15 protein-coding genes and 1 pseudogene are annotated in these 10,995 nt (G+C 46.6%); 14 read left to right on the forward strand and 2 right to left on the reverse strand.

Translation table 11 applies throughout. The annotated features are described in order from the left end of the window. Positions 1 to 18 precede the first annotated feature (18 nt). The 14 genes and pseudogenes from ACYVK4_RS10715 (at position 19) to ACYVK4_RS10780 (ending at position 9,978) form a co-directional block, all read left to right on the forward strand. Complete coding sequence (locus ACYVK4_RS10715) at positions 19 to 645, forward strand: hypothetical protein (protein WP_461127486.1); 627 nt, start codon at positions 19 to 21, stop codon at positions 643 to 645. Beyond that, positions 642 to 944, forward strand: a complete 303-nt coding sequence (locus ACYVK4_RS10720) for a winged helix-turn-helix domain-containing protein (RefSeq protein WP_461127487.1) — start codon at positions 642 to 644, stop codon at positions 942 to 944. Before ACYVK4_RS10715 ends, ACYVK4_RS10720 begins: the two co-directional genes overlap by 4 nt. A 107-nt stretch (positions 945 to 1,051) precedes the next feature. Beyond that, a complete protein-coding gene (locus tag ACYVK4_RS10725) occupies positions 1,052 to 1,390 on the forward strand; it encodes a potassium transporter KefB (RefSeq protein ID WP_461127488.1) in 339 nt (112 codons plus the stop codon). 48 nt (positions 1,391 to 1,438) lie between these two features. Then, positions 1,439 to 2,683, forward strand: a complete 1,245-nt coding sequence (locus ACYVK4_RS10730) for a hypothetical protein (RefSeq protein WP_461127489.1) — start codon at positions 1,439 to 1,441, stop codon at positions 2,681 to 2,683. A 146-nt stretch (positions 2,684 to 2,829) separates the two neighbouring features. After that, positions 2,830 to 3,045 carry a YgaP family membrane protein gene (locus ACYVK4_RS10735; RefSeq protein WP_461127490.1) on the forward strand — a complete coding sequence of 72 codons (216 nt, stop codon included), beginning with the start codon at positions 2,830 to 2,832 and terminating at the stop codon, positions 3,043 to 3,045. 101 nt (positions 3,046 to 3,146) lie between these two features. Beyond that, the gene (ilvA, locus tag ACYVK4_RS10740; RefSeq protein ID WP_461127491.1) at positions 3,147 to 4,418 is read left to right on the forward strand and encodes a threonine ammonia-lyase; all 1,272 of its coding nucleotides are present in this window, start codon (positions 3,147 to 3,149) and stop codon (positions 4,416 to 4,418) included. A gap of 20 nt (positions 4,419 to 4,438) precedes the next feature. Next, positions 4,439 to 4,672 carry a DUF433 domain-containing protein gene (locus ACYVK4_RS10745; RefSeq protein ID WP_461127492.1) on the forward strand — a complete coding sequence of 78 codons (234 nt, stop codon included), beginning with the start codon at positions 4,439 to 4,441 and terminating at the stop codon, positions 4,670 to 4,672. Between the two features lie 51 nt (positions 4,673 to 4,723). Next, positions 4,724 to 5,584: a helix-turn-helix transcriptional regulator gene (locus tag ACYVK4_RS10750; protein WP_461127493.1), complete on the forward strand. Its 861-nt coding sequence runs from the start codon at positions 4,724 to 4,726 to the stop codon at positions 5,582 to 5,584. Positions 5,585 to 5,830: 246 nt separating this feature from the next. Further along, positions 5,831 to 6,547, forward strand: coding sequence for a DUF3667 domain-containing protein (locus ACYVK4_RS10755; protein WP_461127494.1), 717 nt, complete (start codon positions 5,831 to 5,833; stop codon positions 6,545 to 6,547). 272 nt (positions 6,548 to 6,819) lie between these two features. Continuing rightward, positions 6,820 to 7,458, forward strand: coding sequence for a hypothetical protein (locus ACYVK4_RS10760; protein ID WP_461127495.1), 639 nt, complete (start codon positions 6,820 to 6,822; stop codon positions 7,456 to 7,458). 119 nt (positions 7,459 to 7,577) lie between these two features. After that, a complete protein-coding gene (locus ACYVK4_RS10765; RefSeq protein ID WP_461127496.1) occupies positions 7,578 to 8,138 on the forward strand; it encodes a hypothetical protein in 561 nt (186 codons plus the stop codon). A 119-nt stretch (positions 8,139 to 8,257) separates the two neighbouring features. Further along, positions 8,258 to 8,695, forward strand: a complete 438-nt coding sequence (gene arr, locus ACYVK4_RS10770; RefSeq protein WP_461127497.1) for an NAD(+)--rifampin ADP-ribosyltransferase — start codon at positions 8,258 to 8,260, stop codon at positions 8,693 to 8,695. Positions 8,696 to 8,901: 206 nt separating this feature from the next. After that, positions 8,902 to 9,114, forward strand: a pseudogene (locus ACYVK4_RS10775) (two-component regulator propeller domain-containing protein); the annotation flags it as partial. Positions 9,115 to 9,153: 39 nt separating this feature from the next. Next, the gene (locus ACYVK4_RS10780; RefSeq protein ID WP_461127514.1) at positions 9,154 to 9,978 is read left to right on the forward strand and encodes a ligand-binding sensor domain-containing protein; all 825 of its coding nucleotides are present in this window, start codon (positions 9,154 to 9,156) and stop codon (positions 9,976 to 9,978) included. Positions 9,979 to 10,076: 98 nt separating this feature from the next. On the opposite strand, the gene ACYVK4_RS10785 is transcribed toward ACYVK4_RS10780, so the two are convergent. After that, a complete protein-coding gene (locus ACYVK4_RS10785) occupies positions 10,077 to 10,532 on the reverse strand; it encodes an SRPBCC family protein (protein ID WP_461127498.1) in 456 nt (151 codons plus the stop codon). Continuing rightward, on the reverse strand, positions 10,516 to 10,878 hold the full coding sequence (locus tag ACYVK4_RS10790; RefSeq protein ID WP_461127499.1) for a hypothetical protein: 363 nt from the start codon (positions 10,876 to 10,878) through the stop codon (positions 10,516 to 10,518). The genes ACYVK4_RS10785 and ACYVK4_RS10790 overlap by 17 nt, the downstream gene beginning before the upstream one ends. Between the last annotated feature and the right edge of the window lie 117 nt (positions 10,879 to 10,995).

The following is a 10,995-nucleotide window of genomic DNA, read 5'->3' on the forward strand; positions in this document are numbered from 1 at the left end:
ATTTCAAAGTACTTTCAAATGAAGGAAGACCAGGACTATATCCGGAATATCGCTGAAATACGTTCCATGATGGAGCGCTCGTCCAAATTTCTGTCGCTTTCCGGCTGGGCAGGCATCATGGCGGGCCTATATGCCCTGGCGGGAGCTTATCTGGCCCACACCCTTTTCAATTTTAACCCGACCGAATCCGTATATGACCTGGCCCGAGCGGGGTGGGCATCTTCCGGTTTGCTGAATGTTATTCTGTTAGCCACGCTGGTGTTGCTTCTGGCGATTGGTACTGCCATTATTCTATCGGCCCGGAAAGCCAACAAACGGGGTGAAACCCTCTGGAACGCTACATCCAGGCGGCTTATGATCAACATGGCTGTTCCCCTTATTGCGGGCGGTCTGCTGATTCTCGTTTTCATTGCCAAAGGCCTGATTGCCTTTATTGCTCCGTTCTCGTTACTCTTCTACGGCCTGGCACTATACAACGCCAGCAAATTCACCTACGAAGAAGTGAAAAGTCTGGGGCTCATTCAAATGGGTCTGGGTTTGATTGGGGCTTATTTTGTTGATTATGGGTTGCTGCTGTGGGCGTTGGGCTTCGGGGTATTCCATATCATTTATGGCATTTACATGCATTACCGGTACGAAAGGTGAACATATCCATTAACGGTTTACATAAAGCATTTGAGAGCAGGATCAGGCTAGGCATCATGTCGGCGCTGTTGGTTAACGATGCGCTGGATTTTATTTCACTAAAGGAGTTTCTTGATGTGACAGACGGCAATCTGGCCAGCCACTTAACAGGCCTGGAAAAGCTAAATTATATTCAGGTAGAGAAGCAGTTTATCGGCAAAAAACCGAACACACGGTATGCCGCTACGCCACTTGGGCGCAAAGCCTTTAGCGATCACTTAAACGCACTGGAAAAACTCATCAAGGGAATTGCGGAGTAAGTCAACAAACGTTTGCCCCCAACAGGCAAGTCTCTTTTTTTACCCTCTAACTTTGAAATTCAAAGTACTTCATAAATAAATTAAGAACCAGTTATCCCTCAATGACTATGACACAAATCAGCCAATCAACAACGCAGCCAATTCACCCGGGTTCAGTAGGCAAACGGATGCTGCAAGGCGCCGGAATAGCCTTAGTACTGATCGTCCTTTTCCTACTGCCCGTAAAAAATCCGAACCCAAACTGGCCAAAACTATGGATGCTGAAACCGCTAATTGTCGTGCCGTTGGCAGGGGCAGCGGGCGGGGTCTTTTTTTACTTCATGGACCAGCTGCGTTATCAGGGCAGCTGGCTAAAAGCACTGGCCAACATACTGAGCCTGCTGGTGTACATCATTGGGCTATGGCTTGGTGCCGTTCTGGGCTTAAACGGCACCTTGTGGGATTAGAAGCCATCCTCAAAAACAAAATTTAAAATAAACCTACCATACAAACTCATGAAAGACGAGATCCTCACCCATTTGGACAACCCTAAGCAACTGGAAAAAATGTACCGGACAGACAAGGTTCATTTTAAGCGGCAGTTCAACACATTATATCCGGAGCTTAAAGGCAATATAGTAGCTGATTTCTGGAATGAACGGCTGACGTATGAAAGCGATGAGATTAACTGGGGCAGCGGCCGCGAAATAGTTGTGGTGCTTTTGGCCGCGCTGGTAGCGGGTTTTATCGTCAAGCTGCCCTCCTTTTTACCTATCAGCGAAGACTTTTTCTATCCCCGCAACATTGGTTTTGTCGTTTTCCCTGCGCTGACAGCCTATTTTGCCTGGAAGAACAATCTGTCAATGGGCAAAATAGCAGCTATAGCGGGTGCCACGTTCGCTGGTTTGCTATTCATCAATTTCCTGCCCGACGTAAAAAAAAGCGACACCTTGATTTTATCCTGTATCCACTTACTCTTGTTTCTGTGGGCCATACTGGGTGTTGCTTTTGTGGGCGAGACCGGAAATAACGCGGAGAAGCGACTTGGCTATTTGCGGTATAACGGTGATCTGGTCGTCATGACTACCCTCATCCTGATCGCAGGCGGCATCATGACGGGCATAACCGTTGGTCTCTTCCACCTTATTGGCTTTGATATTAAAGACTTTTATTTCGAAAATATTGTCCTTCGCGCGTTGCCTGCGGCTCCTATTGTCGGCACTTACCTTACCCAGACCAATCCGCATCTGGTTGGGAAAGTATCGCCGGTAATTGCCCGAATATTCAGTCCGCTGGTGGTTGTGATGCTGATCATTTACCTGATCGCCATCATCTACTCGGGCAAAGACCCGTATAACGACCGGGAGTTTCTGCTAATCTTCAACGCCTTGCTCATTGGCGTCATGGCCATTATTTTCTTCTCCGTTGCTGAAACGTCAAAGTCAACCAAAAGCCAGCCGGAAATATGGGTTCTTTTCCTGTTATCGCTGGTCACCATACTCGTCAACGGCATCGCTTTGTCGGCTATCGTGTTCCGAATTACCGAAGGGGGCATCACCCCCAACCGGGCTGCCGTGCTGGGTGGCAACGTGTTGATTTTACTTAATCTGTTGCTGGTAGCCACGCAACTGTACAAAGTGGTGTGGAAGAAAGTGCCCCTGGCCGAAGTCGGAAAAGCAATTGCAGCCTACCTGCCCGTCTACTGCTTCTGGACAATTGTCGTAACGTTTCTCTTTCCATTACTATTCGGCTTTAAATAAACAAGGTGCCGAGCGGCCTCCGTGCCCCGGTTGATCCGGGGTACGGAGGCTGAGACATAGCTATTATTTTTCCCGTAACTCCCTGCTAATGTGACTTTTGTTACAGATCGGGATTGAACCATGAGCGTCATTCGTAAAAAAAAGACATGACAAAAAATATGGGTTCCCTCGATCGGGCGATACGGGTTATCGTCGCGCTTGTCCTGGTTGGTTTGTATGCCACAGGCGTTGTTTCAGGCATTTGGGCTATCGTAAGCCTGGCTCTGGCTGCCGTGTTTGTCGCAACAAGCCTGGTTAGCAGTTGTCCGCTTTATTTACCCTTCGGCATTCGGACCAATCGCTCCCGTAAGGGCGCTCGTTAAGTGACCTGGTCTGCCAACCGGCGCACCATGCTGTACGTAAATACAAAGCCCAGGTTCGGGTTTAACAGCGTCTTTATTCGTTGTTTGCGTAACTTTACGGTATGAGCACGGTAGCAGAAGAGAAAAAGTTTACGTTTCCAGACCTCGACAATATTTATCTGGCAGCCGAACGGCTTCGGGGCGTAGCCACCCATACGCCCCTTCAGGAAAACATTAATTTATCAGACCGTTACGGGGCCAATATCTTCCTCAAACGCGAAGATCTGCAGGTCGTTCGATCGTATAAGATCCGGGGGGCGTATAATAAAATGGCGAGTCTGTCGCCGGACATACTCGCCAAAGGTGTTGTGTGCGCCAGCGCCGGTAACCACGCACAGGGATTGGCCTATGCCTGCCGGAAGATGGCCGTTCATGGCACCATTTTCATGCCGACGACCACACCCAACCAGAAAGTAAAACAGGTAAAACTCTTCGGCAAAGACTTTGTAGAGGTCGTGCTCGTTGGCGATACGTATGACGATGCCTACCATGCCGCCATGGAATTTGTTGACACCCACGAAAGCATATTTGTGCATCCTTTCGACGATGTGCAGGTGATGGAAGGGCAGGGAACCGTTGGGTTGGAGATCTTTAAAGACTCCAATTTCAAGATCGACTACCTCCTGATGGCCATTGGCGGGGGCGGTCTGGCATCAGGCGTGTCCACAGTTTTTAAGCAGCTAAGCCCCAAAACCAAGCTTATCGGTGTTGAACCCCTTGGCTCGCCAAGCATGAAGGTAGCCATTGAAGAAGGTCACGTCGTTACACTCGGCCAGATTGATAAATTCGTGGATGGAGCCGCCGTGAAGCGGGTGGGCGACACCACCTTCGAGATATGCCGCCAGAATCTGGATCGGGTTGTGTTGATTCCGGAAGGTAAGGTATGTACAACCATACTTCAGTTGTATAACGAAGAAGCGATTGTGGCCGAACCTGCCGGTGCGCTAACGATTGCGGCACTTGACTTTCTGAAAGATGAAATTAAGGGCAAAAACGTGGTGTGTCTGGTAGGTGGTGGCAATAATGACATTACCCGAACCGAAGAAATCAAGGAACGGTCACTCCTATACGAAGGCCTGAAACATTACTTCATCATCCGGTTTCCGCAGCGGGCCGGTGCCTTCCGCGACTTCCTGAATGTTCTAGGGCCCAACGACGACATTAGCCGGTTTGAGTACGCCAAGAAAACAAACCGCGAAACAGGGCCCGCAGTTGTGGGTATCGAGCTGAAGAACCGCGAAGATTTTGAGCCACTCCTGGAGCGGATGAAGGACCAAAACATCGTGTTTGAGTACCTGAACAACCAACCCGACCTGTTTCAGTTTTTGGTGTAACTTAGTATAAAAAACACACTGTGGTCTATCAGTATATTGCTTCTACACCCGGCATATTGGGTGGAAAGCCTTGTATGAAAGGAACGCGTATCCGTGTAGAACTGATTCTGGAAACTGTTTCCAACGGAGCGTCAGTTGCGGATATCATGCGCAAGTTTCCCCGGCTCTCGACCGATGCTGTTCAGGAAGCTGTCCGCTACGTGATCAATGCCTTATGGAGCGAACGTATCATTGATGTCGATAGGGCAGCCTGATGAAGTTAACAGACTTCGCCATTCTGGCTGACGAAAATATTAATCAATACTATGCTCCGCGTCCCCTCTTCCATCCAAGCCAACCAGTTTCAATCCCTGAACATTCAGCGGCCCGACGGTTCGGAGATGACGTTTGTGGCCTACCGCAGTGACGTATATCCCGAACGGAACGAAGTTTTCTTTGAAGAACATGCCGTTATTGTGGTATTGGAAGGCGAAAAGAAGTTTAGTTCGCCCACGCAGGAGCTACACGTACACAAAGGCCAGATCCTGTTCTTTCAGCGGGGCTGCTATTCGATGAACGAATCCATCGACGCGAACTACAAAAGCCTCGTCTTTTTCGTGAATGAGAAGTCGCTGAAGGAGTTTGTCAGCCAGCACCTCAACCTGTTCGAAAGCCTGCAAACGCCCCTCCCCGACGATCCGATTCTGTCCTTTACGTCATCGCCTACCTTCGCCACGTTCATTAACTCGTTACTCCCTTACTTTGGGGCTAGAACGCCGTTTCTGAACGAATTACTGCGGCTCAAATCGCAGGAACTCCTGCTTCACCTGCTCGAACTCGACTCCGCCCAGCACCTGCGGGCTATCCTCTGGCACATCTACCAGGGCCAGAAAACCGATCTCGACTACCTGATGAGCACTTACTTCCTCAAGCCGCTATCCATGAATGAGCTATCGAGACTATCAGGTCGGAGTCTGTCAGCGTTCAAGCGTGATTTCGAGGAACATTTTCATACATCCCCCGGCCACTGGATACGCCGAAAACGACTCGAACACGCGCATTTCCTGCTCCGTAACACCGACAAGAACGTCTCGGAAGTCAGCATGGAGATTGGTTACGAAAGCGTCTCTCACTTCATCAAGGCTTACAAAAGTCAATATGGTGCAACGCCCAAGCGAATGGTGTAATTTGAACCATTAATTAATTCACCCCTTTTCTTTTGTTCTTTACAAAAAAGCAATTGTTTTACCATATATCTTTCAGGTTGTAACATCTCTCCTAAGCAAGGCATCAAAAAAGTAACCCTAACTTACAAACTGAAAGTCGCTCCCGATCATCATCGGTTTTTCCACAACGTCAATATCTAAACCGTTAACAGCAAAAGTCTCAAGCAACGATTAAAAAGCAAATTGATAAACGATCGCACACATAAAATGAATTGTAAAAGCTGTAACGCCGAAGTAAATTCAAAATTTTGTCCGGACTGTGGACAGCCAGCAAATTTAAAAAGAATTGACGGACATTATATCCTCCACGAAATCGAACACGTTCTGCATTTTGAACGTGGGATTTTATACACAGTTAGAGAGCTGATAACAAATCCGGGGCAAAATATTAGTCATTATCTTTCTGAAAACAGAAGTCGACTGGTTAAACCGGTAATCTTCATTATTATAACTTCGTTAATCTATTCTTTTTTAATCCATCTTTTTCATATTGAAGATCAATATATAAAATTTGAAGGCGATGCGTTAAAAACACCAGTTAAAATCTTCAAATGGATAGAAGGACATTATGGCTATGCAAATATAATTATAGGAATTTTTATCACCTTTTGGCTAAAATTATTTTTCAGAAAATATCCTTACAACACATTTGAATTATTGATTTTACTTTGCTTCGTCATGGGAATCTGCATGTTGATTTATTCATTTTTTGCTTTACTCCAGGGCTTGACAAGCCTAAAATTAATGGCTATTGGTGGTATAATAGGCGCTGTTTATTGTTCCTGGGCGATAGGACAGTTTTTTGGCAGAGGCAAAACGATGAACTATCTAAAAGCTTTTTTTTCCTATATACTAGGCCTGATCACTTTTTCAGCCTCGGCCATTCTTATAGGGTTTTTGGTTGACTTTATGATGAAGTCCTAGACTGTGAAAGTCCTGTTATCAATAGTGTGTTTTGACGTTCAAAAATACACCTAAATTCACTGAATATATTAAGCAGAATTGAAGCAAGTTTATTACAATTTCAAAGATATTGACGAAGACCAAGTAAAAGTATCAATGATAATACTTCCTTTATTCAAACTCAAAAAAAGTATTGAGTCCTTAAGCTTGATGAAACAATTTTAACAGCCAGTGATTTGGCTGACTGATTTTATCAAACTAAAATAGGCGTATTTTTATTTTCTCGCCAAAATATGAAGCATTTACTTTTATTACTCTTTCTGGTAACTCTCCCCTTGCAACTTGCTGTAGCCCAGAAAAAGCAGGAAATTATAATACATGACTTTGAGAATAAACCACAGACTGAAAACTGGTGGCGGGTCAATCGAAATGTTACCTTTTCGTATGATCGAGTCAAGGAAAATCAATTAAATAAGCGATCAAAAACCTGCCTTCATGTAAGATGGGATTCCATAACATCCGACAAACCGTTTACCTGGTTCACTGACCTCAAAGCTGATACGCTTGCGGCTGATGGAATGGAGTCAACATGGAAATCTTTTCAGCAGGATACCTGGCTTTCCTTTTGGTGTAAAGGCGGTGAAGGCGACACACTAATGCTTCATTATCTGGTGCTTAGCAAAGGGCATAGCAGCAAATGGGGCTCTACAACAATGATTCCTGTTGTTGATAAGAACTGGAAATTTTACAAAGTGCGGTTCGCCGATTTACACTACCAAAACTGGGGTAAAGTTAGTGCTGCGTTTAATTTGAAAACAGATATTGGCCGATGTTTTGAGGTGGGATTACGCTCTGGCTCCGTCAGTAAGAAAGGTTACATTGACGCCTGGTTTGATAATATAAAACTGTCTAATTATGAACCCTTTAACTAAGGCATTGATAAAGTTATGGGTAGACGATTGACATCTGAACCTATAGACCAGTAGTAATTTTTACTTGCTATTGTGTTTACTCGAACACAAGCGCCTATCATACAAGCAGGCCCAATTACATGGCCAGACTACCATACATCTTACTGACGTTGACGATTATCTCATGCGGTAAGCCTCAATCCCAAAAGCAGGTTTCTGATAAAACAGACAGCTTACAGCCTACCCTCGTTGCAGCAAGAAGCACTCCTACAGGTCAGGATACTGCTGAAGGGCAGTACCAGGAAGGCACCACTGCCACTTACTTCGTCGTTGTGGCTGATACAGGCGTGTATTATGCTAACCTGCGGCAACAAATGCTTGGTTATCAAACGCCACTGCGGCAGTCGATAGACACTATGGGCCGAACCTATAGCAAAGCCAAAGACCTGATTGCCCTGCCAGACAACAGCGAAGATCTGGTTTATGCCGGTGACTACTATCCCCGCCGGTTTCCGTCGTCAACGCTCAGCATTGAATTCATGGACGTCTACCACGAAACATCCTCCGACAAATCAATGGCTCTGATAGCGGGGATATACGAGCAGCAGCGCACCGCCGACAGTGCGCTGATGATCCTGAAGAAGTTTAGCCCCAGGGCATTTGCCATCAAATCAACCCTTTCTGCCGATTGCCTGCATTAGAAAATCAATCCTACGCCTGACAGCCGTGTTTTCGGAAGTGAGTATAAAATTGCCGGTGAAACCGTTTTCTATGCGAATCTATGGATCGATCTTAAACTCAACAATAAGCCAACGTGACAATGGAAAACCCAAAAAATGAGCATCTATCAAGCCCGAGTCCTTTTGTGCAGACTTTTTTCCATGGCACAAAGGCCGATCTGAAGATAGGCGACGTTATTAAAACGGGCGTAGCCTCCAATTATGGGAAAAACAGCAACGCTAAATACATCTATCTGACAGCTACTTTGGATGCCGCTATTTGGGGCGCTGAACTGGCGTTGGGAGAAGGCCGGGAACGAATATATTTGGTAGAGCCAACGGGGCCAATTGAGGATGATCCGAATTTAACCGACAAAAAATTCCCCGGTAATCCAACAAAGTCATATCGTTCAAAATCCCCGTTTAAGGTCGTTGGCGAAATTACGGTTTGGCAGGGACATGCTCCCGGGCAAGTCCAGGCGATGAAAGATGGGTTAGCGAAGCTCAAAGATCAGGGGATTGAAGCAATAGAAGATTGACATATCGTCGTAGCCACGCTGGTTTTTCCAACACACGCTCCCTTATGAAACTATGAAACCCATTGTGGGTAATTGTTAGTTTTGCCTTGCAAACGGCGGTTACCTCCTGCAATGGGCAAACATCCACGAAATGGGAGTTGGGCTACCAAAGCGTCTCAGCCTTTACCAGATAACTTCATAAAATGTAATAAGGATTGCGCAACCATATGTCATTAACGAAACTACTGCTTTTTTGCTCGTTAGCCATTTATACAGTCTGCCATGGCCAAATAAAAACAGGTGCATATACGCCTGAACAAAGCCCAACTGTACTAAGAAACTTTAAGGCAGCCGCGTTGGCCCCCGATTTTGACACAACCTTAGTCAGTCAATACATCCGAAGTATTTTTCAGGATTCGAAAGGCAGATTATGGTTTGGCACCATAGGCGAAGGTGTCGTGAGGTATGATGAAAAAACGTTGACTTATTTTTCCAATCCGGATGGCTTTCGTACTAACAGTGTTTTTGCCATCAATGAAGACAAAAACGGCAATATGTGGTTTGGAACCGATCAGGGCGTGTATAAATACGACCCCAGACGGGCTGTTGGCAAAGCGTTCAGAAATTACAATCAAAAAGATGGCCTAAACCACATCGACATAAGCCGAAAAAGCATCCTCGTTGACAGATCCGGTAAAATCTGGGTAGGCACCCACGGTGGGGTTTACCAATATGACCCATCGGCGGATAGCGTTGGTAGTCCGTGCTTCTCGCTATTTCCATTGCTCCCCTCTATCCATGTGGCGGGGATTCTGGAAGACAAAGCCGGAACTCTTTGGTTTGCTTCGTCCAACAAAGGGGTGTTTCGCTATGATGGAAAAACGATTGTAAATTATAACCAAAAGGAAGAGTTGGGCGAGAATTATGCCGGTGGCCTGGCACAGGATAAAGCTGGCAACATGTGGTTCACGATGAAAAACGGCATTTGCAAGTTCGATGGTACAAGCTTCACAGATTATACGCCCAAAGATGGTTTGGGCGGAACTGAGTTTTGGGGCCTTATCATAGAACAGTCAGGTATCGTCTGGATTACAGCCCGGGGCAGCACCACAAGATTTGACCCTTCTATTCCCCTACCCAACCCTAAAGCATTCACTGTGTTCACACCGGCTGATGGCCCGAGTTGCTGTGTGCAAAGTATGTTTCAGGATAAATCAGGCAATACGTGGTGGGGTACAGGACAAGGGCTTTTTCGGTTCAACGGCACTCGCTTTTATCAAGTCAAACAGAATGGCCCCTGGTAATTTTAACAAAAGGGAAAACATACGAAAACAGCATTAATACGTTTGTTTTTTACCTTCTATTCAAACTAAACAGTTGACCTGTCGACCCATTATTCAAATTAGTTAGCCCTGGAAAGGTACTGCTGTTCGGCGTACCGTTTCAGGGCCGTAGCCACCGCATTGAAACCGCGCTGAATATCGTTTCGAAACAAAAACATGACCAGGGGCGCCATTGGCCCACTGAAGGTTTCCCAGGTACGGTAGCGTGATTGCCGCTCACCCAGTGGCTCGATCTGCTGAATTCGGTTGGCCTTTAGCAGAAAGGCGGGCATAGTGGGTCGCCAGCCTAGCCGATAAGGTGGATCAAAATCGGTTAAAATTTCGTGTTGAATGCGGGTGTAACGCTCATTCATCCGCACATGCAGGACAACCGGCCCGCCAGGGCGTAGATCCGATTCAACCCGAAACGTCATCGGGTTCCAGTCCGGGTAGCGGTCTAGGTCGGTCAGAATCTGCCAGATCTGTTCGGCAGAGGCTTCGATCAATGTAGGGGGTGCTTCAATGCAGTAGGCCATCAAAAAGGTTATGGGTGAGGTTGCTCATTTTATACGTAACGGTCGATAAGACGCCGGAATAGCGGATAAGCCCATAACCGAAACGATCCACCAGTTGTTGGAAGCGATTCACGCTCCGTCCGCAGCCTCTCTGTAGCCACCCGCTCCGGCGACGTACTCGGCTCTTTGCAAAAAATGTTGCCCAGCGTTGTGCAGAGTTACCCGGCAGCAACGGCTCCCGGATAGACAGCCGTAACGCTGACACCCTGTGGCTATAACCCGCCGGGTAGCCGGGTAGGGAAACCCAATACGTGCCCTCAGGGGGCGCAACAACGGCAGACAGAATCACCATTAGCTGTCCTGACACCTGGTTAACTTTTGTTGTTGATCTCTCGACATGGAGCCTGTCTCGGATTTTCTTTATACCTGACAAGTATCTAACGTGAATAATGGCTAAATGCTGGTTAGCATTCGTTTAACTGAA

The organism is Spirosoma aerophilum (assembly GCF_054782495.1).